This is a genomic window from Natrinema pallidum (genome assembly GCF_005890195.1).
Classification (GTDB): Archaea; Halobacteriota; Halobacteria; order Halobacteriales; family Natrialbaceae; genus Natrinema; species Natrinema pallidum.
On the sequence record NZ_CP040639.1, the window covers coordinates 26,869 to 52,270 of the forward strand.

Consider the following 25,402-nt stretch of genomic DNA (forward strand, 5'->3'; position numbering starts at 1 on the left):
CACACTATGGCAGGGATAGAACCACCACACGACACACTCGAGAGAGGCCAGCCACCCGAACCGGATGCGGACGGGACAGAGATCGTCTACGTCCCTGGCGCGGAGAATCACTACAAGTACGACCACGACGTGATCGTGCTTGACGAACGGCTGCAAGCGTACCCGAAGGCCCACGAGTACATCAAGAACCACGAACTCGAGCATGCAACCCACGGCGGCCTCGAGACCGGCGGGCTCCTCGCGTTGCTTCGCCTGGAGTGGCGGACGGACCTTGACCACTATTTCGCCGACGACGAGACGATCGCAGAGGTCCGCGAGTACTTCGAGGAGAGACGCGAGCGCGAACGAATCCCGCCGCTGACGGCCGCGAAACACACGGTTGTCGATCTCCTCCGCGGGACGTGGGATCTCGCGCTCCGGCCGCTCAGTTGGGCCTACTGGAGGGTGAAGGGATGAGTACAGACCTATTCAGAACCGGCCCGATATCGTTCGGCATCCGACAGTACCACCCGGCCGACCGCGAGGCCGTGATCGGCCTCTGGCAGTCCCGCTTTGGCTGTGAGCGCGACCACGCCGATGCATGGCTCGAGGAAGTGACTTCCGACTACCCGACGGCCTGTTACGTCGCGTCGCCGTCCCAGCACGGCCGCGTCCTCGGCTTCGGGATTACGACGGTCACGAACGAAGACACGACTGACGGGTGGCTCGCCGACGGCTACTACGGGAACGTCGATCTCCTGGCCGACCTCGAGCAACGGACAGCGGTGATGCATATCGGGGTTACGCGGCCCGAATGCGAGGGCGAAGGAATCGCGACCGAGCTGTGGAAACGGCGGCTCGCCCACGCCCGCGAACATGACGCTGCCCAAGCAATCGGTACGTCGTGGCGGCGGTCAGACCACATCGATAGTAGCGTTCTCTTTGAGAAATTCGGCTTCGAGTCGATCAAAGAGGTCGAGAACTACTACGAAGGCGACCGTGAGGACTGTTCCGACTGCGACGGGCAGTGTACGTGTAATGCAACGGTCTACTGGAGGGAGTTGTAGCCGATGTTCGACCTCTTAGACCCTATCGTCGTCGAACCCGACGCCACGGCGCGCCGCATCCGCGAGTACGCCCGCCGGAATCCCGACCTTCGGGAGGGGACATACGGCGGCGAACCGGGCACCGTCGACGGCCTCTGTTATCCGTTAGCAGAGGCATGGTTCCATGCTCAAGGCGGCCAAGACTCCGGGCTCAAAATCTACTGTCTGTCGTGGGCCGATGTCCGCCCCAACGGCGCGGGAACCCATTGGTATCTCCGCGACCCCGACCGCGAGGTGTGGATCGATCTCGGCCTCGAGCGCCCAGCCGATGGGACGCATATCCCCTACGCTGAGGGTCGGTCGCGGGCGTTTATGACCGGCTACGAGCCGAGCAAGCGGGCCGAACGGATACTGACCGACCTCGAGATTGAGGTGAGTGAGTCGTGACTCGTCGTCGGCTACGCACTCGCGCTGGGGCTGTCCTACGTCGGCGTGCGCGTGGTCTCGAGACGGTTGTGGGCTCGACTCGAGCAGGCGTAGGAAGAAACTATTCCCGAAACCGACCGGCCAGATACATGACAGCCACGAGCGCATACCCTACCAGTAGCACAACCGAGAGGCCGGTGATTAGCCACTCCGCGAGGACATCAAGCGACCGGAAGAACTCGAGGTGGAACTGTACGATCCAGTGGGACGGATCGGCCCCAATCGCCGTCGCAGTCCGTTCGAAAGTCTCGGCTGTGGACCACGATCCCAGTACGCCACCCCAGAGGTGGGCGACCGCAACCAGCGGCGCGCCGACGACCGCGACTCTCGCGAACAGCGACTCGAGGGCGCGCTCGCGCCGGCTTCGATGGGGCGCACACGCCCGGCACCGAGCGAGCGTCGAGCCGTTGATCTCCTGTCGGCGAGCAACGGCGTCAGACCCACAGATATCGCACGTGTCGGTCATGGTTCGAAGTTCGTCATTTTGAGACGTGAAAGTGTCGGGGACAGGCAGCTCACCCCTCGATTTCAGACGCGCCGCACTCGGGGCAGTCGACATCCATCGCATCATGCACGTCGCCGCAGTTCGCACAGACGACTTTCGTCCCGGGTTCGAGGTCGCCGTGGACAAACCGGGCTTTGAACTCGTCTCTCACCCGCGGATCGTCAGCAAGATCGTCTCGAGCCATCGAGGACTGGAGCCCGTACCACATCGCTGCAAGCACTAGGAGGGGCACGCTGGCGATGAACAGGAACAGCAAATAGGCCGGCGACCGGAGTCGGGCGGCCCAATCCGCGAGGAACGCCTGTCGCATCGCGGGCTCGAGTTGGGAGAGGAGAACGGCCAGCACGGCCGCGAGCCCGAGCAAGGCGAGGACAGCCCACGCGATCCACCGCGCAAGCGACGGCGGTTCGAACGGTGTGTCGTTGCTCATACGTCGCAGTTCGGCGGTTTGATAGTTGAAGGTGTCGGGGACAGGCGGTTCACGTTTCAAACGCCTCCGCGAGTTGGTCGCGCATATACTCGCGTCGATACTGTCGCCGTTCGGCTTCCGAGAGGTAATTTTTCAGAACCACGCCGGCGTCGGAACTTCCCTGGTCCTCGGCGATCGCGTCCAGATTCTCGAGCAGCCGTTTCTGTGAGTCGAGATAGGTCGTGTACCAGAACCGCCGGCCCATTTTCGAGGTCGGCGTCTCGCCACGAACCCGGACGCCCGCCCGGTCGGCGACGCGCTGAAAGCGTGCCTGTATCGTCTCGCCGACGACGTGGCCGCTGGTGGCCTGTCGCGAGGGAAAGAGATAGCCCGACCACTCGCGGTTGGCCGCCCCGAGCGCGTCGATCCGATCGGCCAGCGTCTCGCGGCCGTAGATCAACGCGACCGTGCCGGGGCCGTTCTTGCGTTCCTCGAAGTGGATGTGCGGGTCGTCGCCCTCAAGGACGAGCTGTGAGACGTGCAAGCCCGCAACCTCGCTGCGGCGAAGGCCCCACCCACACAACGCCAGCACCAACAGTTCCTCGTCGGGGCTCTCGACGGCGTCGTACAGTCGCCGGACTTGGTCGCTCGAGAGCGCCGCATTATCGGGTTCGGGCCGATCCCACCCGTACTCCATGTCGATGGTCTCGGCGGGATTGTACGCGGCCTTGCCCCGGCGCTGGAGGTGTTCGTAGAACTGTGAGACGTCGCCGAGGTACCGCAGCTTCGAGGCGTCGCTCTCGAGGTCGCGGTCGAGTTCGTCAAAGACGGCGATTGCCCGTTCGATCTCGTCGGCCCGACGGGTGAGGTCGCCGAGTCGAGCGGTGAGATCCGCCCGGCCATGCACGTCCCGATACAGCCGCGCGTACGTCGCCAGCCGCGAGCGTTTCGTGGCGACGGTGGACTCGGCGAGGTTCCGCCGCCGATCGAGCGTGCGGATGTACGACTCGAGTTCGTCGACGGCCGTTTCGGCGTCGATACCCCACGGGTAGCCGTCCGCATCGTCGGCTTCGAAGTACCCGACCGACCGGAGAAACTCACCGAGGGTCGTGTCGTGCTGCTCACGGAGTGCGTCCTGTAGCCCGCCGTAGCCGACCTCGAGGAGGTCCTGGTAGGACGGGCGCTCGGAAAGATCGACGCCGGCCCGCCGGAGGTCCGGTTCGATTTGCTTGTTCCAAAACGACTGGAGTTCGTCAAGGGACTTGTGGGACCAGCGGATGCGCTCGGATTCGGTCATTGGCCTCGGGATTCAAGCTGTATCTCGTCCCCAAGAACCCATTTTAGAGCGACTATACTCGCCTCGCGGAGATCTGCCGCGTCGTCGTTTCCCTGCTTACGGAGTGTATCACGTTCCTTCCGTAGCATTTCGAGTCTCGTTTCAATCTCATCGGCAGACCGCGCTACCTGCGGGCGTGTCATGCGTCTTGCCCCTCGAGAACCCCGTTCGCTCCGGGTTGTGGTGATTCTAAGACCGTCATTTCTGTACGTCTCTGTATTCGTGACAGTCACTAAAAGCTATCGTGTACTACGTTGTCGCCAGTGGACAACCACAATACACCGTATAGTGGAGATAGTCGGCCGTATTGGCGTAAACTGAATATCGCTATATGGAACTGCGGACGAATCTGAACACTCGGCACGAGTCACGAATCCGCCGAAAACAGCCGTCTCGACAGTTGCCTCAGCAGTTCAGTAGTGAAGCTACTCTATGTCCCAGTCATCGTCCTCATCAAGAGGTTTCTCAACAACCCAGATATTGGCAGTAAGAGCAACACCTTCTTCGAGATCTTTATCGTCAAAGTCGTATTCATGAAAGCTGTAATCCAACCGGCGGTGAACAACCTCATAACGATCTGATACAGAGGTAACCTCTGCATCTCCTCCCAGATCCTCGAAGGAACCAGACATCTCGAGATCGGCGAGTGATATGATATCGCCAACGACAGGAACAGTCATTTCGGTCGGGATAATTCGGTGATCCAGTTCTTCTTCGGTCTCACGGTCGAAGATAGTCAGTGAGGTGTAATCCATTTCTGTCTGAGTGAGGTTCACATTGACGGTGGTTTCGTCGTTCATGCGAGTTGAACTTGTCACGCGACGCGAATAAGGGTTCCGTGACCGCGGTGAAAGTGAACGGCCTCTACGCCGTCTCCGAAAATGCCTCGAGCGCGGCTTGCTCACTCTCCGGGTCGCCGGGTTCGGGCACGGGACTGTCGGTCTCCTCGGTCGCGGCCTCGAGTCGCTCGAGATAGTGCCAGTAGCCGTTCTGAAAGATCGTGGTCGTATCGCAGCTGTCGAAGCCGGTCCGATAGGCCCACACGAGGCCGTCGGCCCCACCCGGATTCCCGACGTGGGTGCGGAGATCCCGGTCGCGGGCTTCGGCGACGATCTCGGCCCCGTGGGCACGTTTCCATCGTTTCGGCCCGCCGACGAACACGCCCTGACAGCCCTCGAGTGCGTCGAATTGGTCCTCGAGTGGCCGGCCCGGCTGGAGGACCCAGTACCGGGCGAGTTCGCCTGAGCGCAACGGGAGCGGCCGATCATACAGCCATTCGCGGTGGCGTTCGATGGTCGCCTCGGCGTCGCCGTAGACGTCCGGCAAGACGATGAAATCGGGGACCGTCGGCATCTCGAGCAAGGAGCGTTCGACGGTCTCGAGCCACGCCTCGGCGTCGAACGACTCGGTGAATGCGCCATTGTCCACGAAGTACGGGCCGTCATGCGGCGTCATTTTCTGTGGCGTCCACCCGAACCCGTGGGTGTGTGACGGCGCGTGTTCGCGGGCCTTGCGGAGGTTGTTTGGCGACGCGCCAGTATAGTAGAGTCTCATGCGGACCACCTCCCGAGGCCAGCCTGTCCGGCCGCATCGGCGTCGATCTCGCCGCCGACATGCTCGCGTGCCCATTCACGGGCCACCGTCACGGCGACCTCGAGCCCACACTCGGCGGGCGTCTCGGCGACCTCCCGAATCTCGGGGTGTTTCGAGGACGAGCCGTGGGCTCGCAGCCATGGAGCCAGTGCAACGGTCGCATTCCCGCTACCCCGCCATTCGTGGACATACAGATACGGACACGTCTCTAGTGTGTATTGGTCGGGGTCGGCGTGGCCAGGAAAGCGAGTGATCGATTCGGTCCCGTCGCGGCGATAGTAGACCGTCGCCTCCCGGTTCTCGAGGTAGTAGCGCTCGAGACTGTAGCCTGGCGGGGCATCGAAGACGGCCTCGCACACCGCGGGGTTCGACCACTCGGCGGGTGCGGTTTCGCCCATCCACTCGCAGGCCGCGTCGATTCCGTCGACGACCGCACGGGCTTCGTGGCGGTCGCGCTCGCGGCCGTCGATGTCGTCCTCGTATCCATCCTCGTAGATTCGCACGCCGCGCTCGAGACCGTCACAGCGTTCGTCCGTTACCGACACGTAGACGCGGCCAAAGCCGGAGTACACGGCCACCGCGGTCTCACCGTCAGCAGCGTACCACGCGTGACCGTTTTTGTTCGACTCGGGCCGGTGGTGCCAGCCATTGATCTCGCGCGGCAGCTCGTCGCCGTCGGGAAGGGGCGGTTTTGCAACCATCACTCACACCTCCCGCGGGGCCGGCGAGACCACGTCGCCGATCGCCGCGACCGACTCAACGTTGTCGGGCCAGTGACTCTCGTCGTTGCACCACGCCATACCCCGCCCGACGCCAGTGACGTACTCGGAGGTTTGCCACGGCGTCAGGACCGCACACGGGAATCGGTCGAAGTGGGCCTCGAGAGCCCCGACGTAAGTTGCGCTGCCGATGAGCACGACGGCGTCGAAGCCCCCGCACTCAAGGATCGTAGCAAGGTCCCGGGCAACGTCGTGTCCCCATGCTCGAGTTCGATGGTCAGACAGGTCGTCGAGCGTGCGGTCGTAGTGGGCGAGTTCGGTCTGATTGTGGACCAAGCCATACTCCGCGCTCATGATATAGTAGCCATCGGAGTGGCGGCCGTAGCGATCCTTGCAGGTGTGGACACTCGAGTCGTACAACTCGCGGGCGGGGACCGATTCGCCGGGTGCGAGGTCCTGTTTGGTCGCGCCACAGGAAACGACGGTGCAAACGTGAGGACTCATTGGTCGCCCTCCGCTTGCAGTTCCTCGAGTCGCTTTCTCGAGCCCGCAGCAGTCTCGCGTCGCGTTTCGATATCGCCGCCAGCACCGGGCTCAGAAACGTAGCAGTCGGGGCAGAGGTAGTCGCCGCCGTACTGGAGTTCGGCGGGATCGCCACACTCAGCGCACGACTTGACCTCGCGTGCCCGTCCCGTCCGTTGGTATGGATAGTCTTCAGGCGTCATCGGTCGGCCTCCTGCCAGCGGTCGCGCTCGCGAAGCTTCGCCGCCGAGCGAACGATGGTCGCGCCGTAGTCGGGCGCTCGAGGGTGGTCGTTGCCGTAGCCGACCACGAGTGTCACGACGCCGTCGCGGACGTCGTCGACGGTCGCCCTGAAGCGCGGGTGGTCGGCCCACAGCGCGTCGGTGTGGGGGTCGGGGACCGCGTCGGGATCGGCGCGGGCCTCGTTGCACCGCCATGTCTGACCGGGTTCGATCGGGGTCGTCTCGTCTGTCGGTGGTCGTTGTCGTTGCATTGGGGAACACCGAGTACCTCTCTGGTACTCAACCGTAACAATGCTACGATAGACTATAAAGATACCGGAGACCGCACAGACAGGCGACTCTCGGGGGAATTAGGGTCAGCGACCGGGCGAAAAAGAGCGAGGTCGGCGGTCGGTCAGTTAGTCGAACGCGAGCGTTTCACTCCCGCACATGAAACAGTCGCATTTCTCGAGCGGGATTTCATCGGCCGACTCGGCGACGCCGTCGGTTTCGATCGCCTGCTTGACGCGCTTGGCGCGCTCGACGATCGCCGCGAAGCGGTCCGGGTCGAACGCGAAGTACCCATCCTCCGGGTAGGTCCGCACCTCCATGTCGCCTTTCGAGACGTAGACGATCTGGCCGTACTCCGCGCCGGTCGCGGCCATGTAGACATGCACCTGATCCAAGTGGCGGTCTTTCGGCGGGTCGAAGTTGTACCAGCCGTTCCGCGACTTGAAATCCGTCACGGCGTTGCGCTCGGCGTCGTAACAGTCGGTGTGCCCGACGAATCGGACGCCGTCGGTTTCGTACTCGACGGGCTTTTCGAACTCCGCGTCCGCGAGCTGAGGGCCGACGTACTCCTCGATGAACTCGTGAATCAGCGTGCCGGTCTGAAAGATCCCGAGAATGTCGGTGTGGTCTTTCAGCCCGAGTTTGCCGAGGTACGCTTGCCGTTCGCACGCTGCGATTTGGGACGGGTGGAACGTTTCGGCGTCGCGTTCGACGTGGCTTTCGTCGTCGTTTGCATCCTCGAGCGCGGTTTGGAGCCGCGCTTCGAAGTCGATCGGTTCGGGTTCGGTCGTCGTCATTGGTTCCTGAGTCGTCATTGGGGAACACCGGGCCAGTCTCACTGGCCCTAATCGTAGCATAGTTACGGTTACGCATAAAACTACCGGAACGACACTGTTGGCACTCCGAAATCAGTGAAATCGGCGGCGTCGAGATACCCGGTGTTCCCCAACAACGAGTTGATGCGACGCCGCCGGCCGAACCTCCGCGAGCGGACGTGAAAAAAGCCGCGCTCCCATCCAGCGATTGAAGTGGCTACTCGAGCGGCCGAAATCGGCCGCCGTCATGCGATTCGATCGGTATCTTTATTATATACCGTAACCATGTTACGGTTGGGTAGCAGAGAACTACCCGGTGTTCCCCAGATGCACGGCAAACCGTCGAATCTGACCGCCGAATCGTACAACGAACAAATCGAACAACTCGTCGCGCTGAAATCGGCGCTGGCCCGACTCGACTGCGTGGAAACGATGGACATCAACCACGACGAGAACGGTCGCATTCGCGGGCGCGTGTCGCTGCGACACGGCGAGCGGTTCTACAACTTCAACGAAACGATCGTCGATCACCCGGTCAAAATCGTCGCCGTCTACTCCGACGACCGAACCGAGACGACGCCCGACGGCACCCGCCGGGAAGCGGTCGAAGTCCGCGTGTTGATCCGCGAGACGTAACCTAAGCGCCGCTCCATTTTTTCGCGCCCGCTCGAGACTGTCAGCGACAGCTATTTATAGAGTGTCGTAGCTATGTTACGGTACGGGCAAACGCCCGGTGTTCCCCATGCAAGCATTAGCCGTGAACGATCTCCAGTCGCGTTTCGAATGTGTTGCACAGCAAACGGCCCGGTATGAAGACGGGTCGGTCAGTGTCTCGGTCAAACGCGCACTTGATGTCCTTGGACAGACCGGCGTCGCACAAGCGATTCGCTTTGCCGAAACCGACGACGTCTTTCTCGTCGGCGAGTTGGTCGGCAGCGGACTCGACGGGCGAAAGAATCCGATGGGCCGGAACCTGAACAACCCTGGCCACGACCACCGCGTAAAGATCCCGCCCGCGGCGTTCGACCACCTCGAGATTGACAAAGAGCAAGTCAAGGCCGGCGAGGCCGATCTCGACGTGTGGGTGTGTACCGATCCCGAGATTGACGAGTCGGTGATCGCCATTAGTCCGCATATCCGACAGACGTTTCAGGTGGACCTCGAGCCGTTGCTCGGTGATTCGGAATGAGCGAACCGGGCTACTACCTCCGCTTTTCGGTCCGCGGCGTCGATGCCGAGTGCGAAGCCGGGCCGTTCTCGAAAGACCTCGATGCCTACAACGCACGCGACGAACTCGAGGAAATCGACGCAGTCGCGGACGTGCTACTGGAGGATCGGTGGTAGGATGGACAGCCAAATTAGCGACGCGATCAGGTTCGGTCTTCATACCGGAGCCGTGATTGGTGCGATCGTCGGCGCGGTGGCATACTGGATTCGGCCAGAGGTTGCGGTCGGACTCATTCTCGCCTGGAGCGCGATGCTAGTCGTCGCTATCTGGCGACGTGCGGGCACAGAAGGCTTGGTAGACGTACTGGGCGGCCGCCGATAACACCTCTCCTATTCGTCCGCACTCTCGAGCGCCGTCCGCTGCCGAAGCGCATCCTCGATCTCGAGGCCGTGACTCGCGGCCAGGTCCTTCGCCAAGACCCACGCTCGGCAGGCCCGTTCGGGCTGGACGTCTTTCCGATCGGCGTGATACTCAACGAGCGCTTCAACGACGAGGAGATCCTCCTGGGGAGTTCGGTGCATCACCGACGCTGGCCGCGGCTTCCCTGATAAAGAGTCGGACTACCGGTGGTTCAACGCCGTCCGCACCGCCGGCAGCGTATCCCGCAGGCGGCCGTGGTCCCGCGCGAGATGCCGTTCGTATTCGATCTGGGCGTCGACGAACACACGGCCACAGGGACAGCGATAGCAGGCGTCCGGGTGGACGGGCATAGGCGAGTGTCGGGACTGCGTGGGTGTGAGTCTATCTACTCGTCGGCAACCTACTCGCGAAAGTTCTCGCCCGACCACTCGAGATCGGGTACGTCCGCGCCGTCGATCTCGAGGTCGGTGAACATCGCTTTCAGACGTGGGGCGTGTTTGGCTTGGAACTCGTAGGTCGTCCCGTCGGGCATTCGTAACTCGAGGGTATCGCCTTCGCTGGCCTCGAAAGAGTCGGTCTCGTCAGTCATCGGCTAACGCCTCGAGCGTAACAAGACCCCCACCGACACCGGCGACCATGAGCGGTTCGCCGTCGAAAAACGCCCGCACGGCCTCGAAGGCGTTTGATCGGTTCCCGTCTTGTGGCAGCGTCCGATACACTTCGCCCGTCTCGTAATTTCGAATGTCGACGCTCCAGCCGTCGCTGGATTTTCCACAGAGGATTTCAGTCTCGGATTCGGGATGGTACCACGTCGTCTTATCCCATCGGCGGCAGGTGACGATCCACCCGTCCGGGGACCGCACGTCGAAGACCGAGACATGCTTGCAGAGTGTGCCGAAGATCCCTTCGTAGGAGGGTTCGGGACCTTCGTAGCTCGTATTTGTCGCCATACCTGATCGTTCGGAATCCGCCTAGAAAACGATACCGCCGGCAGGCTACTCGTCGTGATCTAGCAGGCGGCCCCCGCTCACCCGGTCGAACCGCTCGAGGACCCACAGCCACACCAGCAAGGACAGGAACAGCACGACGAGACCGACGAGACCGCGACCGGTTTGGACGACCGCCTCGAGCGGGCCGTAGTCATACCAGTACCAGACGCCGGCGCTGGCGAGTCCGAAGAGCGTCATAAGGCTGGCCAGAGTGGCAAGCGAGACATGTCCCCAGCGCGTCTCGAGTCGGTACGTATCAAGCGTCGCGAGCGGCCCCTCGAAGGCAAACGCAAGCGCGCCGAGAAGCGCGTACACGCCGAAGCCAACACCGGCCACGGCGACTACAAGGCGGGTACATTGGACAACGAGCCCCTGAAGGAATAGCGCTTGGTCCTGAAACTGGGCGTTCGCACCTGCGATCGTATCCGGGTACGACTCTGGATTCGGATACGGCGGGACCGTGGTCTGAACGAACGCCTCGAGTGACTGTATCCCGACGGCGATCAATACGACGGCCCCGACCGACAGGCCAGCGACGAGTTTCCATGTCGCCGGCAAATCCTCCGCGTTCGGTTCAGTCACCGGTTCTGTCGCCATATGAACGGGTTCGGAACACTCCTAGAAAACGATACCGCCGACAGTCGGAACTTCAAAACGCCGTTCCAATTCGGTAGACGAGGTATACCAGAGATCCGTACCACACGACAGTAAAGATGGTTGTAAGAAAGGCACCGATCGGGTACGAAATCGATCGTAGTAGAGTCTCCGTCCATGGTCCAAACCGTCCCTCCATTCGGTCGCCAGAATCCGCCGCATCGGTCTCCATACATGACAGTTCGCCATTCGGTCGGATAAACGTACCCCTCACAACCGCCCCGATTCGCCTGTTTTCGCACCCCTCGAGCCCGCGAGCGCCCCGATTGTCGGGATAACACTTATCCGTATAATTCACGTATCTGATTCATAGGATTCGGGCGACTCGGCCACCCGAGCCCGCCGGAATCGGTGAGATAGATATGAGCGTCGATCACCAAACGACAACGACAGGCGAACAGCCCCCGCGGGACGACCCGCTGGCACGATTGTCAAGCGACGAGGTCCTGAAATGCCGGGACCCGGCGACGGGCTACGTGTGGTTCTACGATGTCGCGGACGGCGTCGTGCGAAAGTACCACTGCTACCACGGCTACGCGCCGGAGTTGGTCTCGCGGACCGAGGCCGCCGAGACGATCGGGCGGGCCGGCGAGGTCGCGACCGTCGGGGAGCAGCATCTCGAGATGTTACGGAGGGCTGGTGAATGAGCGCGAGCATTATCGACTGGTGGCAGTGTGCGGACTGTGGCGAGTCGGGTTCAAGCGGCGTCCCGCACTGTCCCGAATGCGGATCGATGCAACTCGGATCGCCGGAGAAAATCACGGATCTCCCGCCGTGTTGGAAAGAGTCCGATCTTGCGGCCGCCCGAGGCGTCGATCGGCTATTTGTCCACCTTGACGGCCCCGGGTTCATCGGTGTTGAGGATGGAACCGCCGAACTCGTGACTGCCGACCTCGCTCGCGGGGAAGAACCGGACCCGGAAACCCGGCCGGCGACACTCGAGAACGTGCAGGAACTCGCGGCGAACTACAACGACGAGTTCTACGGCGACGATAACCACTCACTCGAGGCGGCAGGTGAGACCAATGGCGAGTAAAACGGAGCGGTGGGAACGCGCCGGACGGCCGATGCCGACGGGTGCTGTCCGTCTCGAGGGACCCGACCGTGGCGAGTGTGCGTTCGAGTGCGGCCGGCGCGCGGACTATCTCGTCAAAGCCGAGGCCGAATCCGGCGCGACGGCAACAACGCGCGTCTGTGAGACCTGCAACGACGAGCATCGGATTTGGGCCGAGCGGTACCTTCCGCCAGAATCGGACGGTGAGAACGCATGAGCGACCACGAAACGCTCGACGAAATCGCCGCACAGGCAGCCGAGGAATGGGACTATCGGGCCTTCGATGGCGAGTTCGGGCAAGAGCAACACGTCTCGATTCCGTGCCAACTCCGGTTCACCGACGAGCCCGAGCAACAGACAGAGAAATTCCATACGGCGCTCGAGGTGCATGATCTCACGCCACTGGATGCACGGCCCGTCTCGGATACCGAGCCGTTCTACGACGGCGAGATTTGTTCGACGGACCACTACAACCGACTCCGGGTGTTGGTGTTCCGGGGCGACCTGATTCGGATCTATCCCAAGGACGGCTACGTGCCCGACCCCGAGGAACTGGCGCGGCTCCTCCATGCGATTACCGTCGGGTTCCGGGCCGACGTGGAACACGATCCGATCGAACGTGACGGGGACGACGATGAGTAGTCACGTCCTCGCGCCCGACGGCATGCTCGAGGCCCACTGCGACGACTGTGACTGGACCTACGAGCGGTCGCTCGAGGCCGGCGACGACCTCTCTATCGAAGACAATCAGGAGATCGCCGAGCGCGTCGTGCGAAACCACGAGTACACCTGCAAGGCGACCGGCGACGGGTGGGGCGAGACGGCAACGGTCGCGTTCGACGGCGTCGGGGGTGACAGCTAATATGGTCGAAACACCGGCCGACAAGATCGATATCGAGGACTACGACAGCATCGACTCGTACATCGACGACGCACTCGAGGCCGGCTGGACGCTCGAGGCCGAGGACTTCGAAGGCCGCCCGTGTGCGTACTGCGGAGACCTGATCGACTACGCCGACGTGATGGGCGACCCGGAGTTCGACGTGCCGACCTACGATATTCGGGTCACAGACCCCGACGCGGACGGGCCAGAGCCCTATATCGATCGGCATTACTTCTGCTCAGCGGACTGCCGGGACACCGCGCGCCGGAGTACCGAGTGGCATCTTACCGGCCAGACCGAACACGTCGAACCGGACCGAATCCACATCGACGACGTGGAGGGGATGATCTAATGGCCGCGAGTAACGCCGACCACCGCACGCGAGGCCGTGACGCCGACACGATGGAACGGGTCACGTTTCGGACGACCGGCGGGCAACTCGAGGCTCTGGAGTCGTTGGTCGATGCGGGCCAGTTCCCGAATCGGAGCGCCGCGATCCGCGCGGCGATTCGACAGCTCGTCGGCGACGATTCAGCGGAAACGCGAGGTGAGCAACAGTGACCTACCAGAACCTTGACCGACAAGCACAGACCGCCCGCCAGCGTCTCGTCGAAGCCAGCGGGACGCCCTTCGCCCCGTCGCCGGAGATCCGGCCCGTCGTCGCCGTGATCGACGGCCGCAAACGCAACGACGAGATCGATCCCGCGGCGTGGCGACGGGCGCTCGAAGCGGGCGACGGCAGCGTGGCGGTATACTTCGAACTCGCGGGCGATCATGAGTGGTGGCTCGCCTACGACGACGACCGGGAGTACGGGGAGTACGAGGGGCCGTTCCACCAGTGGTCGCGGTATCCGACCGGCCCGTGGGACCACAGTGCCGTGACCGGTGGGATGTTGGAGATGAACCTCGAGAACGTCTACGGGGTGTCCGACCGCGACCGGGAGTGTGCGGTGTATCGCTCGCGGGTGGTTCGGCTCGAGGACGCGCCTGAGTTCGTGCGACGGGAGGTGAGCGACCGTGACTGACCCAACACCCATCCGCCGACTCGAGGAAACGCCCGACGGCCTTCGCGTCGTCGTGAAGAACCTGCGTGAACTGTACGACTACCGCTCGGCGAACGCCCTCAGCGCGGAGTACCCGGCGCTGTACACCGACTGTGTCCCCGCGAAAGGCGGCCCCGAGCGGGTGCGAATCGCCAGCGCCGCCCGCTACGGTGACGCGACCCGGTGGGGCATCCACGGCGCGAACGGGATCTACGCGGAGGTCGGCCTTCGCGAGCGCGAGCTGTCCGACGGCGAACGCGCCTACTGTGAGGAGCATCCGCTACACAACGCCGTCGAGTCGGTCGTCGAGTTTGAGATTCCACACCCGGAGGCACTCGCGGCGGCGATCGCCGACCAAGACCTCGGTAGATTCGACTGTCTCGGGGCCGTAATCCGTGCCGACGGCCGTCGGCATGACGTACTCACGACGATACAGGAGCGGATCGAACGCGAACGCCTACGGGCGAACCAGTTGCACCCACGCGAGGGGATCATCACCGATGTCGATCCCGAGTGGGACCCGTCGAACGACCACAACGACGGGACGGCCCGCGAGCACCTGCATGACATGGCTCGCTCGCGGAAGGACGCCCACTTACAGGACTTCGAGCCCGTGGCCGGCCTCGAGTACTGGGCGTTCTGGTACGCCCGCTCGCGGGCGCTTGACTGGTATGAATCCGACCTCGAGCCGTGGGATATCGTCGGGCTCGACGTGGTCGACAAGGACGGTTGGGCCTACTGTCAGGAGTGTGGCGCGGTCGCGCCCGCCGAGCGGTTTCTCCGGGTCGATCTCGAGCGCGTCGACGCAACCCGGCGGGCCTGCGATCGGTGTGCGGATCGCAACACAGCATCCGAGTACTGTAAGACCTACAGCGCCGCAAACGTTGCTGCGGCGCGGGATCGGCGCGTGCAAGACCACGGCGAGGGCCAGCGGAATCTTTCAGGCAAGTACGAATGAGTGCCGATATCGCCCGTCGGTCACACTGCGCGGCCCAGATACTGATTACTTATTTGAGAGGACAAACCCCTCTCCGTTTTCGATGTGGGCGTTGGTTTCCTCAACCACAGTTCTATCATAGCATTGACTGAGTGCATTAGTTGCGTTAAAATGCACATCACGACCGCGATAACAAGAATAGACCCACTCTCTGGTAACTCGATAGTATGTTGCGTCCCGTCCGCGTTTGAGAATTTCAAAATTCTCTGACTGTTTAGATCGTGCCTGCAAGTCATTTCTCAGCCCTTCCGTATTATCTATATCTTCCAACAGTTCGTGGAAATCACGTACAGGTACAGAATAATATCTTGCAGCACGGTTTGCGACATGGCCAGGGATCGGATGAGAATATTCCTCGTCCTCGATCATACAAACTAGCTTGCACCTGCAAGGTGATATGTTTTGTTGCTTCTTAAGATATTATCGAATTTAATGCTAATATGAAAGTCTATTTTTTCTAGCAACCGACAGCGATATCCGATACTGTTTTCGTACCAGTAGGACAAGTGACAGTCGCGGCGCGCTCGAGGCCCGCCGCACGGCCGGCCGTTTTCGAGGATTAGTCGACTAGTTCGGATTCGGTCGCCCGGTTCGTTACCTCGAGCGGGTGAATCTGGCCACACGTCTCGCAGCGTTTCTTGCGCTCTTTCGAAACGCGACCGTCCTGCTCGTCAAGCATGACCCACTCATCGACGAGCGCCGGGTCGTCACAACAGCCGACGCCGTCGACCTCCGCGCCACGGCCGCAGGTGTGGGCCTTGGCCGTTCCCCAGTTCTTTTGAACGTGATCGCCGCAGTAGAGACACTCGAGGATAACGACGCCGTCTCGAGTGCCGACCTTGGCCATGTTCTCGGTCGTGCCGGGATAGGAGCCGTCGATCTCGTCGGTTTCGGTCATGGGTCCTCCGAGTGGTCGGTGTCCGATTGTAGTGACCGTTCTAATTCATCCCGGGCATCAACGACATTCTCACGGAACTCGTCAAACGAGTCGTCACCCGATAGCGACGTTGATGTGTACGAGAGTAGTGCCTTTGCCTGCTCTCGCGTGAACTCAGGCTGTACAGTATCGCTCGTCTCTGTCTCGATTGTGTCGTTCATGGTATGAATTTGAATGTCGTCCGTACTAGTTCTATCGCCGACAGTCCACTAGCGCCCGTACTCCGCCAGCGTCTCCCCTGCATAGCGCACCCGAACACGCCCACCCGCGACCGTCCGCGAGTATCGTTACCAGTGCTACAAGTGCGATTGTGCCAACGACGGGGCTGATGCCCCTGTCTGGGCCTGTTACCATTTGAATCGGCGGGTTTCCCCACCTACACAGACATTCAGGTTCGACAAGCAAATAGTATACGGTATCCTGTATACAGTATCCAGGAAGCGGGAAACGGAAAACCGAGACCGAGCTACCTACAACGTGTCTTCGGATACTTGATCCGCGGCGCGTTCAGCCTTAGCGCGCTCGTAGGCCCGCTTTCCGTCTGCCCACGTCGTCAACAGTTCCTCGTCAAGATCGGCGATCGCATACCGGAGCAACAGCCGGATCGCATCGGCTTGGGTCTCCGGCGATTCGTCACGCCCGAGTTCATCGGCAGCCTGTTGGGCAAGCGCGGCGAGCTGTCCCGCGTCGTCAAGGCCAGCGAACAACGCCGAGAGTCGGCGGTCCCGCGTGGTCAGATGTTCGGTCGCGTCGCCGTCGTCGATCGCCACGAACGCATCGGCGATCGCATCCTCGAGCGAATCAGGACTATCGTCGTCTTCGCCGGCCGTCGACGCGGAAGCTTCGGCCTCATGGAGTTTTTGGCTACCCGATTCTTGGAGTAGTTCTTCGGCTTTATCGGTGTCGTCGGTCATGGTTATCTGGCCTCGAGTCGGTCGAGTAGATCGTCGGTCAGTTCCTGGTACGCCTCGCGTGCGCGGACGCCGGTGTCGAGTAGTTCGTCCTCGTCGACGGCAAAGATCGTTCGGCCGTTGCCTTGCTCGCGGCCGATATCAGCATTTTTCGAGACTCGCGGGGCAACGATGTCGGGGTAAAGCTCCTCGACGGTCGACGCGAAGGCTTTGTCTTGGGGTTCCCGGCGATCGATCGCCGTCGGCGCGACCATCGTCAGTTCGGGATCGACGCCGTCGTGGCCCGCGCCGATTTCCTTGAGCGACGTATCGAGGTTCTTGACCTGATTCAATTCGAACTCCCCGGGCTGGAGCGGCGCGAGTGTCTGTTGGGCCGCAAACAGCCCGTTCAGGACGATATTGTTTTCGTTGCCCGGTAGATCCATAATGACGAGATCGTAGTGGGGCGCGAGGTCGTCTGATACGAACCCATCAAGGACCGTGAACCGATCCTCGAGCGGGACACTCGCGAGGTTGTTATTCGCACCACTCAAGCCGGGGTCGGCGGGAATCAAGTCCGGCCCTTCGCCGGTCTCGAAGGTCATGCGCTCGACAAGGTCGTCGATGTTTTGCTGGATGAACTCCCAGTTCTCGCCGAAGATCGCCGAGACCGGCGCGTCGGGCGCGAGGTCGCCGTTCTCGTCGGTCGGGATCTCGACGCCGAATTGGGTCGCGAGGTCGTTTTGGGTGCCCGCCAGATCGATCACGACAACGTCGAGGCCGTGGTCTTGGGCCGCCGCGACCGCGACGTGGGCGCTCGAGGTCGTTTTCGACACCCCTCCTTTTTGCACGTATGTCGCGAGTCGTTTTATTTCGTCACTCATGGCTGCCCTCCGCGGCGAGTCGGTCGGCGTGTTCGGCGATCACTTCCCCGTGACAGGCCGGCCCGTCGGCCTCGAGTCGATCCTCGAAGTCCGCGCGGAACAACTCGATGCACTCCGCGCGGCCGTAGTCGTCTTTGGGATACGGGTTGCCGAGCCACCCGCGCTTGCCGATCTCGGTGTTGTTCAAGTGGGCGTCGCCGCGGTCGCCGCGGCCGACGTAGATATCGGTCTCGTCGTCCCGGCAGTGACCGACGAGCGTTTTCACGCCGCCGTCGAGTCGGGTTTGTGCAGTCTCTGTCATGCTCCGTATACAGGATACAGTATACCGAACACATATACCTTATCCAGACAATCGGATTCGGTACTCGGAATATACTTACCAGTGACGTAGTTCAGAACACAGTACACCGGTGTTATTCGCCTCAGAAACCGACCGTCGCCCGCTACGGCTCGCCAGAGGGGCGGCAACAGCCCGTGGGTCCACGCCGGCAGACGCGACGGCCACGCACGGCTTTCGGGCCATGCAGTAAAGCGATTGTGGTGGCCAACGGACACACCGCGTGCCGAGTGAAAAGTGAGCTAGTCGTCGCGGTTGACGATGCGTGCAACCCGCGTGTTCTGTTGGGTCTCACAGACCGGGCAAGTATGCAGCGACGGTGGCTCGAGCAGATACTGGAGCCACACATGCCGACAGGCCTGCCCCTGAATCGGAGAGAGTCGCCCGCGCTCGAGGGCAACCGTTTCGAAGTCTTCCGAGCCACAGTCCCAACAGCGCGGGTAGCCATAGCCCGGTCCGGGCGTCTCGCGGCCACAGTCTCGACAGCGGTAGGCCGGAGCGATCGGTAGTGGTCCGATCGGCAGTATCTGTGCGACCGGGCGGCCGTTCGCATCGGTCGGATACGCAGGCTCGTCAGTTTCGAATAGTCGCTCGTCGAACGTGTCATCCGGTGGCCGATGCGTCGAGACCGGTTCATCGGCGTCATCGACGACCGCGTTCAGCGAGGACTTACAGTAGGGGTGTCGGAGCGAGTACCAGCCGTCGCGTTCCCGGTGGGTTTCGATATTGTTCGGGTGCGCTTGACACTCCGGGCAGTAGAGATTCGTGTAGCGGCCGTCGGGGATCGTGTTAGGATTGACCATCGGTGTCCTCGTGGGTCTCGAGTCGATCATCGAACCACTCGACAGTCGCCAGCACGTCGCCGCTTTCGGACACGATCTCGTCGCCCTCGAGTGCGACCAACTCCTGTGTGACCGGGCGGTCGGTCTCGCCGAGTTTCGTGTTGCAGTCCTCGCAGTAGACCGCGTCGGGCGTGTAGAATCGCAGCGTCGCGTACCAGCCACACTCGGCACAGGTCCGCCAGCGGTCGTTACTCGGCATCGATCTCCCTCCGAAGATCCATCATCCGAATCGCCGCTTCACCGACGAAATCAGCGTTCGCATCGAACGGCGTATGCCCCAAGAAGTGGGCACCGACCTGTTCGACCGACGCGGCGACGAACATGTGTTCGCAAGCGTCGTGTGGGCATCGGCCCGTGATTTGGTCGTCACTCGGCACTGTCGGGCACCTCCGGCGGGTCGGCGATCGCCCGGTCGACGCCGTAGCGCCCGTAATTCGCGTTCGCGGCGATATACAGCGCCGCGGCTTCGGCCGTCCACTCCCCAGCGTCGATCCGTTCGCTGGCCGTCTCGAGGGCGGCCGCATCCTCCCGAAGCGAATCGGCCATATCGGCCATGTCGTCGGTGTTGACCTCCCCATGGCAGTTGCACAGCCAGTAGGGGTCGTCCTCCGAAAGGAGCCCGGAGATCCCCACGTCGGTCTCGAGGGCGTCTTTGGCGGCCTGTCGGCCGTCGGTGTTGTTGCGTTTCATTCGCTCTCACGCTCCGTTCGCGCGTCGGGATGAATCGGCCCCAGCACACGGAACTTCGCCTGAAAGTCCGACCGGCGCATGTAGTTGCCCGCGCCCTCCGAGTCACTGTACTCGCGGGCGAGATCGGCGTGTTCGTAACAGCCGACCGCGTCCTCGAAGCGGGCAAACACCGCGTCGGGCAGGGCCTCGAGATTGAGGAAGCGGACCACCTTCTCGTCGGTCCGCTCGTCGTCGGTCTCGTCGAACACGTCGCCCCACGTTCGGTCGGGCAGGTCGGTGATCACGACCCACGACCACCCGTCGGGCTGGTACTCGCAGACGGTGCCGAGTGTCGCGTCGTTCTCGAGTCGCGGGTAGCGACGGGCGCGGTCGGCGTGGACCGTCGGGACGGGCGCGGTGCTACTCATAGCTCTCCTCCGCAGTCGGGACAGTGGGGCCGTTCGGTGCGGAAGGTTGCCAGCGTGCGCGAGACACGGTCGCGGTCGCAGTCGTCGTTCGGGCACTCGAGAGTCTTGGTTTCGATTTGCATCTACTCGTCGCCCCCGCGGTCGGCGTTCGGAAGCCACGCTTCGCGCCACGTCACGCGGGCCGACGACCGGAAGCGGTCGCACGTATCACATTCCCACTCGAGGTCACCGGTCTCGCGGAGAGTGCCGTCACAGCGGTCGCCGTACTTATCGCAGGGGTCGCCGTCCTGGGGCGTCGTGCGGAACCACTCGAGACAGCCTTCGGAACACCAGCGGCGGCCGTTCACGTCCTCCACGTGGCCGTCGCAGTCGGGCCGGAGACAGTCGTCGCCGATCCCGGGCACCTGTTCCGGGCCGATCTCGCGGTCGCCGATCTCGGTCAGGACGGTTCCGAGTGCTGGGTCGTCGACCGCCTGATACTCGTCGTCGCCGGTTTTGACGAGCGTGCCGGGCCCGAGTGTTGGTTCGGTACTCATGCTTTCACCAGCTCGCAGCCCTCGGGCAGCGCCGATCGTGCGGCCTCGAAAACACCGTCGGCGTGGGCCTCGACCTTCTCGGTGTCGCCGTACATCGAAACCGTGTATCGGACCTTGGACGTTTCCCACGCCCGCACGTCCATGTGTTCGTGGTCGTCGGTCCGGTCGCCACCCTCGAGCGGTGTTTCTTCCGCGAGGTAGTCCCCGACGGCCATGTCGGCGGTCACGAGCGGCCCTGCGCCGCGGGCTTCGTTGCCTTCGGCCTTGATCTCGACCTCGAAGCCGTCGCCCCACGTCGCCATGGATCCTTCCCAGTCGTCGTTTTGCTCCTTTCCGCTGGTAGATTCGGACGACATTACGCCGTCACCTCCCCGAACCGTTCGGCTTCCCACTCCTGGCGCTGTGCGAGCAGGGCCTCCCTGCGGCCGGTGAGCGAGTATTCGTTGGTCCGCTTGTCGCGTTCGCCTTTCTCGATGAGCCCACTGTCGGCCAACTCGTCAAGATTCGGATATAGTCGTCCGTGGTTCACCTCAACACCGTAGTAGTCTTCGACCTCAGCCTTGATTTTCGTCCCTTTGACCGGTTCAGTGGCAGCGATCACGAACAGCACGTCACGCTGGAATCCGGTCAGGTCAGGCACCGTCGTTCGTGGCGTTGTATCAGCCTGTGCCATATGTCAAACATCGTTATTATCGGGTATAAGCGTTCCCCCGACAGCGGGATTTATCGATCTCGAGTTGCGATAAGTCGATTGGTTAGTCAGATATCCGACTACAAAACAGACTGCTACTCGTTTTGGGAGAAGCGAATCAGCACATCAAATCACTGGCCGTCTTCCGGCCCGCGAGGATCGGCTCGATATGCTCCTCGGCGAGCTTGAGTTGTGCCGTGTGCGGAATCTTCTTTCGCAGTCTGTCACGCGACATTCAGTTCCACCTCGCAGTTTGGACAGGTGTGTTCGTCGCCTTCTGGCGGAGTGAACGGGGTATCGCAAACAGGACATCGTGGCTTGGCCACGCTTTGGCGATCGCCGCTAAGGAGATCGATGAGGTGATCCTGGCCGACCGCCTTGCACTCGAGGTCACAGTAGAGATTCCCGTACTTATCTCCTTCTCGAGTCTCACCCGACTCGATCGGCTCCCCGCAAGCTGCGCAGCTCATCTTTGCCCAGTCATCTTCGCCGTGGAGGTCCATCGGGCACAACCACGGGAACAGATGCCTCGGGCCGCCGCAGTTTCGACAGGTTTGGCTCTTGGACGAATCGCTATTCATTGTATTCCCTCGGTAGTTTCTCGAGGATGTCTCGAGGGTCATGTCCGTGGACGTGTTCGGGAACATCGGCGAACGATACCCTCTCGACGTCATCTGAAAACTCCGGTTGGAGGTTGCTATCAACGAACCCCGGAGATGCTTCTTTGACGATACCACTGCGATCGTCGACGTAGTACACGCCATGATCTTGGAACCAGACCCACATCGTCGTCTCCAGCTCCTCTGCTGGCGTGAACTTGAGTGCGTATTTCATCGTAACACCCGGTGGGACGAGTCTTGCACGGTTAGGTGTCTGACTCGCTGATGTTCTCGGTCGCCTCTGCGGGATCTATCCCTGCGCAGTCGATGCAAATCGGGTATCCGTCGCTGTCTCTCGACCATGTTTGGCCGAGTCCATGCCCGCACTCGGAGCACTTTTCCGGAATATCCGGAGAACGAATCACTTCGACGGCCTCTGCGGTCGCCTGCGCTTTTCGGACCTTCTCCCGAGCGCGGGCAAGCGTGTTGTCGAGTGTGTTCGGCGAGATGCCCATCGACTCGGCTGCGGCCTCTCGAGGGACACCCTCAACCGCGCGTAGTACGTACGCTTCCGCTTGGCGGTCTGTCAACAGACCGGCGTCGACCAACTGCGAGATCGCGTCGTCGGAGTTCATTCGTCGGCCTCGAATCGGACTGTAACTGTCGTAGTGGGGGACTCCGGGAAAGTCGCGCCGAGTTCAATTTCCCGAGGTTCCTGCATCGCGTTGCGGACGTTGCTCTCCCAGACTTCGACTGCCGTGTTCCACCATTCATCCCATTCTCCTTCCATGTCCTCGCCCTCTTCGATGCTGTCGTCATTCTGCCAGTGCTCAAACTCGTCGCGGAACTGAGACCGCTGAACGTCGTAATCTGGATGTGCCAGCGCCGGGTCGAGTTGATTGTCTGGCCGTCCCTCGAACAACGTTGCAGCCCCGATGTGGATCGGTGCCGGGTCCACATCCGCCGGGTAGTACGCGTGGTCGTCAGAGACGTACAGCGAGGCCTTTTGTTCTCCCTTGAGCGGAGGAGTGACGCGAAGAACATGGCTCCGCTGTTCGGTGGCGTCGCGGTTGTTTCGTCGGAACATCTCGAGAACGTCCTCAGGGTCGACGACGATCGTCTCGAGGTCCGCAGCCGGGTGGTTGTCGGCCGATCCGCCGTCGCCGGCAATCTGTTGGGCCATATTACTACAATATAGTGGTATACACTTATACTTTACCCCTATACAATGGTAACCTGTCCGACTTGCACGCAGGTCCAGAAAGGCGTTACAGCCCGCCCGCGGACGTTGTACGATCCTCAGCCATGGGCAAAAGGAGTCACCTCAATTGGAACAGGCTCGACTGTTCGAATGTGGTCGTTTACGATGTCGATCGCGGCCTGTCGACGAACCTCGAGTGGGTTCGGATACGGCTGACCCTCAAGCCGGTAGACCGATCGGCGGCTGCATCGCATGTACTTCTCCCGTCCGAGATGGAGGGCGACACCGAACTCAGACGTGTGCTTTAGCGCCTGAACCCAGTCGTACGCTTCCATATCCGGGTCATCCGCCTCGGGGTCAGCGTACTCCCAAAGGCGATCAACTGCCGGGCGATCCGGAGCCCAGAGGATCGAATCCGCAATATCCTGTAAGGTAGGATGGTCCGAACTCATCGGTCTCCGGGCACCTCCTGGTACTCGTCGGCTTCCTCGAGCGGGTACCGTGCCATCGGCTTCGGATAGACGTCGTGGCCTTCGATCACCGACCGGATCTGCCGGGCTGCGTTCTGGTCGCGATCGCACGGTACAGCTCGCCCGTTCGTTCGGTCCCGTAGACGAATCCCGTTCCGTCGTGGCGGGCATACCACGTATGTTCGGCGTCACTCATACCCTCGTGGGCCGGCTCGTGTGCGGAGAGGTAGATGTCGTCTCCGGCCGTCTCGAGGACATCGAGCCACTCATTGGGCGACAGCGACGGAGACTCGAGCGACCAGACATCCGACTCGGCGACCGCGTCGGCCACCTGCTCGACGAGCGGATCGTCGTAGGTTGCGAGCGTTTCGGCGAACGTCTCGAGGCGCTGTTCTGCTTCTTCGACAGTTTCGGTCGTCATGTCGATAACCCGCTCGAGAGTCGAACTCGAGATGTGCCAAACCGGGCCTACTGCTCGCAGTTCGAGCAGTGACGAATACGAGTATCCGTACTATTCACTGGAGTCACCACCGAACGGCGTATCTTCTCGGTCGACGAACTCGAGGTTCCCGTAACTGACCATCCGCTTGAGCAAATCCGAGCTGGTTCCGTATGGCCCGTTGTAGGTTCCGTCAGAGTCGGACCGGAGATGTGTGATACGACGGATTTCACCGTCCCACACCCAGTACTGGTGGCCGTACTCGTCGTCGTACCGAACGGCGATCTCGCCAGCACCGTCCTGTAGTTTCTCGCGGACCTCCGCTGCTTTCTCGCGCTTGGTACGTGAAGACATTACACAGGCACCTCGTCACCGACCAGGACATCGTCCTGTGATTCATCTATGAACTGTCGGAACTCGGCGTCGTCAAGCGAGTTCGTTCCCGAGAGTTGTGCGCTGCCGTCTTCGGTGAGGAAATCCGGCCACCACATGTCAGCCATTCGCGCGGCCTTCAGCAGTTCGTCCTGAAGGTTATCCGGATCTCCAACGATGAACACCGTCCGCGTGTTCTCGTGAGTCGTATGGTCGCCGTCGGCAGCGATCTCAATCTCAAGGACGCGCTTGGTTCCTTCGGAAGAATCCTCACACGCCACTGTCGTCACCCCCGCGGTCAGTATCCGTGCGTACGTGTCGCTCGACTCTCTCACCTTCGCAGTTGGTACAACGCTTCTTCGCGACGGTCCTATTCACACCCGCGTTCGCTTCGACGTAGTGGACCGTGCGAAGCTCACAGTCGGGACAGTAGTCGCGTTGTGCTCCAGTTGCGTCGGCGCAAACCCCTTCGTCTTCGGTAGGGTTTGTGTCGGCACAATCCGACTCGTCGACCACCATCTCCTCCTCGATCTTCGCGGCCAGCGTCTCGCCGTTCTCGCGGAGGTGGTCGATATAGTCCTCTTTCGTGTGTCCGATCATTCGAGCCCCGCACTTCGGGCAGGGGTCGCGGTAAGTGCCTTTCTCGACTTTAGCGTCGTTCTCAGACATGAGAATTAACCTCCGATTTGTCTTCTTCCGTTTCGTGGCTATCATGTAGGTCACTTGCAGCGACCTCATCGATGAACGGGAGATCTTGTACCGACTTGATTACGTCTCCAGTCGTCGTCCATCGATCGAAGTCGTCTTTCAGGTCGCGATCTCCGAGACGGCTCCAATCTGGATCTATTTCCGCTACGTTGCCATCGACGTGGAAACGCATCAAGCCGAACGTGTTATGGAAGTAGTCAATCGACTCCGGGCCGTCCGGTGTCCATGTCACTTCGAGCGTGACACGCTTGGTCCCATTTCCGGACATA

At 61.7% G+C, this 25,402-nt stretch carries 53 protein-coding genes; 15 read left to right on the top strand and 38 right to left on the bottom strand.

Going from position 1 to position 25,402, the window contains the following annotated elements:
- The first annotated feature begins 6 nt into the window (after positions 1 to 6).
- Genes FGF80_RS18525 through FGF80_RS18535 form a run of 3 tightly spaced genes read left to right on the top strand, consistent with a single transcriptional unit; the run spans position 7 to position 1,472 of the window.
- Positions 7 to 456 (top strand): hypothetical protein, encoded by a 450-nt coding sequence (locus FGF80_RS18525; RefSeq protein WP_138655702.1) that lies wholly within the window; start codon positions 7 to 9, stop codon positions 454 to 456.
- Positions 453 to 1,046 (top strand): GNAT family N-acetyltransferase, encoded by a 594-nt coding sequence (locus FGF80_RS18530; protein WP_138655703.1) that lies wholly within the window; start codon positions 453 to 455, stop codon positions 1,044 to 1,046. The genes FGF80_RS18525 and FGF80_RS18530 overlap by 4 nt, the downstream gene beginning before the upstream one ends.
- Positions 1,047 to 1,049: 3 nt before the next feature.
- Positions 1,050 to 1,472, top strand: coding sequence for a hypothetical protein (locus FGF80_RS18535; protein ID WP_138655704.1), 423 nt, complete (start codon positions 1,050 to 1,052; stop codon positions 1,470 to 1,472).
- 100 nt (positions 1,473 to 1,572) lie between these two features.
- Here the strand turns inward: FGF80_RS18535 and FGF80_RS18540 are convergent, their stop codons facing one another.
- The 10 genes from FGF80_RS18540 to FGF80_RS18585 form a co-directional block, all read right to left on the bottom strand.
- The gene (locus tag FGF80_RS18540; protein WP_138655705.1) at positions 1,573 to 1,977 is read right to left on the bottom strand and encodes a hypothetical protein; all 405 of its coding nucleotides are present in this window, start codon (positions 1,975 to 1,977) and stop codon (positions 1,573 to 1,575) included.
- A 49-nt stretch (positions 1,978 to 2,026) separates the two neighbouring features.
- Complete coding sequence (locus tag FGF80_RS18545) at positions 2,027 to 2,446, bottom strand: hypothetical protein (RefSeq protein ID WP_138655706.1); 420 nt, start codon at positions 2,444 to 2,446, stop codon at positions 2,027 to 2,029.
- Between the two features lie 49 nt (positions 2,447 to 2,495).
- Positions 2,496 to 3,722, bottom strand: a complete 1,227-nt coding sequence (locus FGF80_RS18550) for a tyrosine-type recombinase/integrase (protein ID WP_138655707.1) — start codon at positions 3,720 to 3,722, stop codon at positions 2,496 to 2,498.
- Between the two features lie 464 nt (positions 3,723 to 4,186).
- On the bottom strand, positions 4,187 to 4,561 hold the full coding sequence (locus tag FGF80_RS18555) for a hypothetical protein (RefSeq protein ID WP_138655708.1): 375 nt from the start codon (positions 4,559 to 4,561) through the stop codon (positions 4,187 to 4,189).
- A 64-nt stretch (positions 4,562 to 4,625) separates the two neighbouring features.
- Positions 4,626 to 5,315, bottom strand: coding sequence for a hypothetical protein (locus FGF80_RS18560; RefSeq protein ID WP_238705390.1), 690 nt, complete (start codon positions 5,313 to 5,315; stop codon positions 4,626 to 4,628).
- Positions 5,312 to 6,055 carry a hypothetical protein gene (locus FGF80_RS18565; protein WP_138655709.1) on the bottom strand — a complete coding sequence of 248 codons (744 nt, stop codon included), beginning with the start codon at positions 6,053 to 6,055 and terminating at the stop codon, positions 5,312 to 5,314. Before FGF80_RS18565 ends, FGF80_RS18560 begins: the two co-directional genes overlap by 4 nt.
- Before the next feature lie 3 nt (positions 6,056 to 6,058).
- The gene (locus FGF80_RS18570; protein WP_138655710.1) at positions 6,059 to 6,577 is read right to left on the bottom strand and encodes a DUF6884 domain-containing protein; all 519 of its coding nucleotides are present in this window, start codon (positions 6,575 to 6,577) and stop codon (positions 6,059 to 6,061) included.
- Positions 6,574 to 6,798 carry a hypothetical protein gene (locus FGF80_RS18575; protein WP_138655711.1) on the bottom strand — a complete coding sequence of 75 codons (225 nt, stop codon included), beginning with the start codon at positions 6,796 to 6,798 and terminating at the stop codon, positions 6,574 to 6,576. The genes FGF80_RS18570 and FGF80_RS18575 overlap by 4 nt, the downstream gene beginning before the upstream one ends.
- Positions 6,795 to 7,088, bottom strand: coding sequence for an SNF2/RAD54 family helicase (locus FGF80_RS18580; protein ID WP_138655712.1), 294 nt, complete (start codon positions 7,086 to 7,088; stop codon positions 6,795 to 6,797). The genes FGF80_RS18575 and FGF80_RS18580 overlap by 4 nt, the downstream gene beginning before the upstream one ends.
- A 147-nt stretch (positions 7,089 to 7,235) precedes the next feature.
- On the bottom strand, positions 7,236 to 7,922 hold the full coding sequence (locus FGF80_RS18585; protein WP_238705391.1) for a PD-(D/E)XK nuclease family protein: 687 nt from the start codon (positions 7,920 to 7,922) through the stop codon (positions 7,236 to 7,238).
- 327 nt (positions 7,923 to 8,249) lie between these two features.
- Between FGF80_RS18585 and FGF80_RS18590 the strand changes: the two genes are divergently transcribed.
- The 3 genes from FGF80_RS18590 (at position 8,250) to FGF80_RS19390 (ending at position 9,266) form a co-directional block, all read left to right on the top strand.
- A complete protein-coding gene (locus FGF80_RS18590; protein ID WP_138655713.1) occupies positions 8,250 to 8,558 on the top strand; it encodes a hypothetical protein in 309 nt (102 codons plus the stop codon).
- A 106-nt stretch (positions 8,559 to 8,664) separates the two neighbouring features.
- Positions 8,665 to 9,111 carry a hypothetical protein gene (locus tag FGF80_RS18595; RefSeq protein WP_175417074.1) on the top strand — a complete coding sequence of 149 codons (447 nt, stop codon included), beginning with the start codon at positions 8,665 to 8,667 and terminating at the stop codon, positions 9,109 to 9,111.
- A complete protein-coding gene (locus tag FGF80_RS19390) occupies positions 9,108 to 9,266 on the top strand; it encodes a hypothetical protein (protein WP_175417075.1) in 159 nt (52 codons plus the stop codon). The genes FGF80_RS18595 and FGF80_RS19390 overlap by 4 nt, the downstream gene beginning before the upstream one ends.
- 213 nt (positions 9,267 to 9,479) lie before the next feature.
- Here FGF80_RS19390 and FGF80_RS18600 read toward each other — a convergent pair whose 3' ends face one another.
- Genes FGF80_RS18600 through FGF80_RS18615 form a run of 5 tightly spaced genes read right to left on the bottom strand, consistent with a single transcriptional unit; the run spans position 9,480 to position 11,096 of the window.
- Positions 9,480 to 9,671, bottom strand: coding sequence for a hypothetical protein (locus FGF80_RS18600; protein ID WP_138655714.1), 192 nt, complete (start codon positions 9,669 to 9,671; stop codon positions 9,480 to 9,482).
- Positions 9,672 to 9,710: 39 nt separating this feature from the next.
- Entirely contained in the window at positions 9,711 to 9,860 is a 150-nt protein-coding gene (locus FGF80_RS19395) for a hypothetical protein (protein WP_175417076.1), read from the bottom strand.
- A gap of 50 nt (positions 9,861 to 9,910) precedes the next feature.
- Positions 9,911 to 10,099, bottom strand: a complete 189-nt coding sequence (locus FGF80_RS18605; RefSeq protein WP_138655715.1) for a hypothetical protein — start codon at positions 10,097 to 10,099, stop codon at positions 9,911 to 9,913.
- A complete protein-coding gene (locus FGF80_RS18610) occupies positions 10,092 to 10,460 on the bottom strand; it encodes a hypothetical protein (RefSeq protein WP_138655716.1) in 369 nt (122 codons plus the stop codon). The genes FGF80_RS18605 and FGF80_RS18610 overlap by 8 nt, the downstream gene beginning before the upstream one ends.
- Positions 10,461 to 10,505: 45 nt before the next feature.
- On the bottom strand, positions 10,506 to 11,096 hold the full coding sequence (locus tag FGF80_RS18615) for a hypothetical protein (protein WP_138655717.1): 591 nt from the start codon (positions 11,094 to 11,096) through the stop codon (positions 10,506 to 10,508).
- Between the two features lie 419 nt (positions 11,097 to 11,515).
- Here FGF80_RS18615 and FGF80_RS18620 point away from each other — a divergent pair, with 419 nt between their 5' ends.
- Genes FGF80_RS18620 through FGF80_RS18660 form a run of 9 tightly spaced genes read left to right on the top strand, consistent with a single transcriptional unit; the run spans position 11,516 to position 15,091 of the window.
- Positions 11,516 to 11,800 (top strand): hypothetical protein, encoded by a 285-nt coding sequence (locus tag FGF80_RS18620; protein ID WP_138655718.1) that lies wholly within the window; start codon positions 11,516 to 11,518, stop codon positions 11,798 to 11,800.
- A complete protein-coding gene (locus FGF80_RS18625; RefSeq protein ID WP_238705383.1) occupies positions 11,797 to 12,189 on the top strand; it encodes a hypothetical protein in 393 nt (130 codons plus the stop codon). The genes FGF80_RS18620 and FGF80_RS18625 overlap by 4 nt, the downstream gene beginning before the upstream one ends.
- Positions 12,179 to 12,424: a hypothetical protein gene (locus FGF80_RS18630; protein ID WP_138655719.1), complete on the top strand. Its 246-nt coding sequence runs from the start codon at positions 12,179 to 12,181 to the stop codon at positions 12,422 to 12,424. The genes FGF80_RS18625 and FGF80_RS18630 overlap by 11 nt, the downstream gene beginning before the upstream one ends.
- The gene (locus tag FGF80_RS18635; RefSeq protein ID WP_138655720.1) at positions 12,421 to 12,849 is read left to right on the top strand and encodes a hypothetical protein; all 429 of its coding nucleotides are present in this window, start codon (positions 12,421 to 12,423) and stop codon (positions 12,847 to 12,849) included. Before FGF80_RS18630 ends, FGF80_RS18635 begins: the two co-directional genes overlap by 4 nt.
- Positions 12,842 to 13,069, top strand: a complete 228-nt coding sequence (locus FGF80_RS18640; RefSeq protein WP_138655721.1) for a hypothetical protein — start codon at positions 12,842 to 12,844, stop codon at positions 13,067 to 13,069. Before FGF80_RS18635 ends, FGF80_RS18640 begins: the two co-directional genes overlap by 8 nt.
- Position 13,070: 1 nt before the next feature.
- A complete protein-coding gene (locus tag FGF80_RS18645) occupies positions 13,071 to 13,442 on the top strand; it encodes a hypothetical protein (protein WP_138655722.1) in 372 nt (123 codons plus the stop codon).
- On the top strand, positions 13,442 to 13,651 hold the full coding sequence (locus tag FGF80_RS18650) for a ribbon-helix-helix domain-containing protein (RefSeq protein ID WP_238705384.1): 210 nt from the start codon (positions 13,442 to 13,444) through the stop codon (positions 13,649 to 13,651). The genes FGF80_RS18645 and FGF80_RS18650 overlap by 1 nt, the downstream gene beginning before the upstream one ends.
- Positions 13,648 to 14,115: a hypothetical protein gene (locus FGF80_RS18655; protein ID WP_175417077.1), complete on the top strand. Its 468-nt coding sequence runs from the start codon at positions 13,648 to 13,650 to the stop codon at positions 14,113 to 14,115. The genes FGF80_RS18650 and FGF80_RS18655 overlap by 4 nt, the downstream gene beginning before the upstream one ends.
- Positions 14,108 to 15,091: a hypothetical protein gene (locus FGF80_RS18660; protein WP_138655723.1), complete on the top strand. Its 984-nt coding sequence runs from the start codon at positions 14,108 to 14,110 to the stop codon at positions 15,089 to 15,091. Before FGF80_RS18655 ends, FGF80_RS18660 begins: the two co-directional genes overlap by 8 nt.
- Positions 15,092 to 15,136: 45 nt before the next feature.
- On the opposite strand, the gene FGF80_RS18665 is transcribed toward FGF80_RS18660, so the two are convergent.
- The 23 genes from FGF80_RS18665 to FGF80_RS18780 form a co-directional block, all read right to left on the bottom strand.
- The gene (locus tag FGF80_RS18665) at positions 15,137 to 15,499 is read right to left on the bottom strand and encodes a hypothetical protein (protein ID WP_138655724.1); all 363 of its coding nucleotides are present in this window, start codon (positions 15,497 to 15,499) and stop codon (positions 15,137 to 15,139) included.
- Between the two features lie 190 nt (positions 15,500 to 15,689).
- The gene (locus tag FGF80_RS18670; protein ID WP_138655725.1) at positions 15,690 to 16,028 is read right to left on the bottom strand and encodes a hypothetical protein; all 339 of its coding nucleotides are present in this window, start codon (positions 16,026 to 16,028) and stop codon (positions 15,690 to 15,692) included.
- The gene (locus tag FGF80_RS18675; protein WP_138655726.1) at positions 16,025 to 16,228 is read right to left on the bottom strand and encodes a hypothetical protein; all 204 of its coding nucleotides are present in this window, start codon (positions 16,226 to 16,228) and stop codon (positions 16,025 to 16,027) included. Before FGF80_RS18675 ends, FGF80_RS18670 begins: the two co-directional genes overlap by 4 nt.
- 309 nt (positions 16,229 to 16,537) lie before the next feature.
- Complete coding sequence (locus FGF80_RS18685; protein WP_138655728.1) at positions 16,538 to 16,981, bottom strand: hypothetical protein; 444 nt, start codon at positions 16,979 to 16,981, stop codon at positions 16,538 to 16,540.
- Positions 16,982 to 16,983: 2 nt separating this feature from the next.
- Positions 16,984 to 17,841, bottom strand: coding sequence for a ParA family protein (locus tag FGF80_RS18690; RefSeq protein ID WP_138655729.1), 858 nt, complete (start codon positions 17,839 to 17,841; stop codon positions 16,984 to 16,986).
- Positions 17,834 to 18,142 (bottom strand): DUF4326 domain-containing protein, encoded by a 309-nt coding sequence (locus FGF80_RS18695; RefSeq protein WP_138655730.1) that lies wholly within the window; start codon positions 18,140 to 18,142, stop codon positions 17,834 to 17,836. Before FGF80_RS18695 ends, FGF80_RS18690 begins: the two co-directional genes overlap by 8 nt.
- Before the next feature lie 278 nt (positions 18,143 to 18,420).
- Positions 18,421 to 18,981, bottom strand: coding sequence for a PhlB family protein (locus FGF80_RS18700; RefSeq protein WP_138655731.1), 561 nt, complete (start codon positions 18,979 to 18,981; stop codon positions 18,421 to 18,423).
- Positions 18,968 to 19,219 carry a hypothetical protein gene (locus FGF80_RS18705; RefSeq protein WP_138655732.1) on the bottom strand — a complete coding sequence of 84 codons (252 nt, stop codon included), beginning with the start codon at positions 19,217 to 19,219 and terminating at the stop codon, positions 18,968 to 18,970. The genes FGF80_RS18700 and FGF80_RS18705 overlap by 14 nt, the downstream gene beginning before the upstream one ends.
- A complete protein-coding gene (locus tag FGF80_RS18710; protein ID WP_138655733.1) occupies positions 19,209 to 19,397 on the bottom strand; it encodes a hypothetical protein in 189 nt (62 codons plus the stop codon). Before FGF80_RS18710 ends, FGF80_RS18705 begins: the two co-directional genes overlap by 11 nt.
- Positions 19,387 to 19,710, bottom strand: a complete 324-nt coding sequence (locus FGF80_RS18715; protein ID WP_138655734.1) for a hypothetical protein — start codon at positions 19,708 to 19,710, stop codon at positions 19,387 to 19,389. Before FGF80_RS18715 ends, FGF80_RS18710 begins: the two co-directional genes overlap by 11 nt.
- On the bottom strand, positions 19,707 to 20,117 hold the full coding sequence (locus FGF80_RS18720) for a hypothetical protein (RefSeq protein WP_138655735.1): 411 nt from the start codon (positions 20,115 to 20,117) through the stop codon (positions 19,707 to 19,709). The genes FGF80_RS18715 and FGF80_RS18720 overlap by 4 nt, the downstream gene beginning before the upstream one ends.
- A 122-nt stretch (positions 20,118 to 20,239) precedes the next feature.
- Positions 20,240 to 20,653: a hypothetical protein gene (locus FGF80_RS18725; RefSeq protein ID WP_138655736.1), complete on the bottom strand. Its 414-nt coding sequence runs from the start codon at positions 20,651 to 20,653 to the stop codon at positions 20,240 to 20,242.
- A complete protein-coding gene (locus FGF80_RS18730) occupies positions 20,650 to 21,009 on the bottom strand; it encodes a hypothetical protein (RefSeq protein ID WP_138655737.1) in 360 nt (119 codons plus the stop codon). Before FGF80_RS18730 ends, FGF80_RS18725 begins: the two co-directional genes overlap by 4 nt.
- On the bottom strand, positions 21,009 to 21,326 hold the full coding sequence (locus tag FGF80_RS18735; protein WP_394348259.1) for a PadR family transcriptional regulator: 318 nt from the start codon (positions 21,324 to 21,326) through the stop codon (positions 21,009 to 21,011). Before FGF80_RS18735 ends, FGF80_RS18730 begins: the two co-directional genes overlap by 1 nt.
- 591 nt (positions 21,327 to 21,917) lie before the next feature.
- On the bottom strand, positions 21,918 to 22,178 hold the full coding sequence (locus tag FGF80_RS18740) for a hypothetical protein (RefSeq protein WP_138655738.1): 261 nt from the start codon (positions 22,176 to 22,178) through the stop codon (positions 21,918 to 21,920).
- Positions 22,179 to 22,209: 31 nt separating this feature from the next.
- Positions 22,210 to 22,578 carry a sigma factor-like helix-turn-helix DNA-binding protein gene (locus tag FGF80_RS18745; protein ID WP_138655739.1) on the bottom strand — a complete coding sequence of 123 codons (369 nt, stop codon included), beginning with the start codon at positions 22,576 to 22,578 and terminating at the stop codon, positions 22,210 to 22,212.
- The gene (locus FGF80_RS18750; protein ID WP_138655740.1) at positions 22,575 to 23,126 is read right to left on the bottom strand and encodes a hypothetical protein; all 552 of its coding nucleotides are present in this window, start codon (positions 23,124 to 23,126) and stop codon (positions 22,575 to 22,577) included. Before FGF80_RS18750 ends, FGF80_RS18745 begins: the two co-directional genes overlap by 4 nt.
- Positions 23,127 to 23,242: 116 nt before the next feature.
- Positions 23,243 to 23,596: a hypothetical protein gene (locus tag FGF80_RS18755; RefSeq protein ID WP_138655741.1), complete on the bottom strand. Its 354-nt coding sequence runs from the start codon at positions 23,594 to 23,596 to the stop codon at positions 23,243 to 23,245.
- 85 nt (positions 23,597 to 23,681) lie between these two features.
- On the bottom strand, positions 23,682 to 24,035 hold the full coding sequence (locus FGF80_RS18760; protein ID WP_238705385.1) for a hypothetical protein: 354 nt from the start codon (positions 24,033 to 24,035) through the stop codon (positions 23,682 to 23,684).
- A 90-nt stretch (positions 24,036 to 24,125) separates the two neighbouring features.
- Positions 24,126 to 24,407 carry a hypothetical protein gene (locus tag FGF80_RS18765; RefSeq protein WP_138655742.1) on the bottom strand — a complete coding sequence of 94 codons (282 nt, stop codon included), beginning with the start codon at positions 24,405 to 24,407 and terminating at the stop codon, positions 24,126 to 24,128.
- Positions 24,407 to 24,706 (bottom strand): hypothetical protein, encoded by a 300-nt coding sequence (locus FGF80_RS18770; RefSeq protein WP_138655743.1) that lies wholly within the window; start codon positions 24,704 to 24,706, stop codon positions 24,407 to 24,409. The genes FGF80_RS18765 and FGF80_RS18770 overlap by 1 nt, the downstream gene beginning before the upstream one ends.
- Positions 24,696 to 25,094 (bottom strand): hypothetical protein, encoded by a 399-nt coding sequence (locus FGF80_RS18775; protein ID WP_138655744.1) that lies wholly within the window; start codon positions 25,092 to 25,094, stop codon positions 24,696 to 24,698. Before FGF80_RS18775 ends, FGF80_RS18770 begins: the two co-directional genes overlap by 11 nt.
- On the bottom strand, positions 25,087 to 25,401 hold the full coding sequence (locus tag FGF80_RS18780; RefSeq protein WP_138655745.1) for a hypothetical protein: 315 nt from the start codon (positions 25,399 to 25,401) through the stop codon (positions 25,087 to 25,089). Before FGF80_RS18780 ends, FGF80_RS18775 begins: the two co-directional genes overlap by 8 nt.
- Position 25,402: the final 1 nt, after the last annotated feature.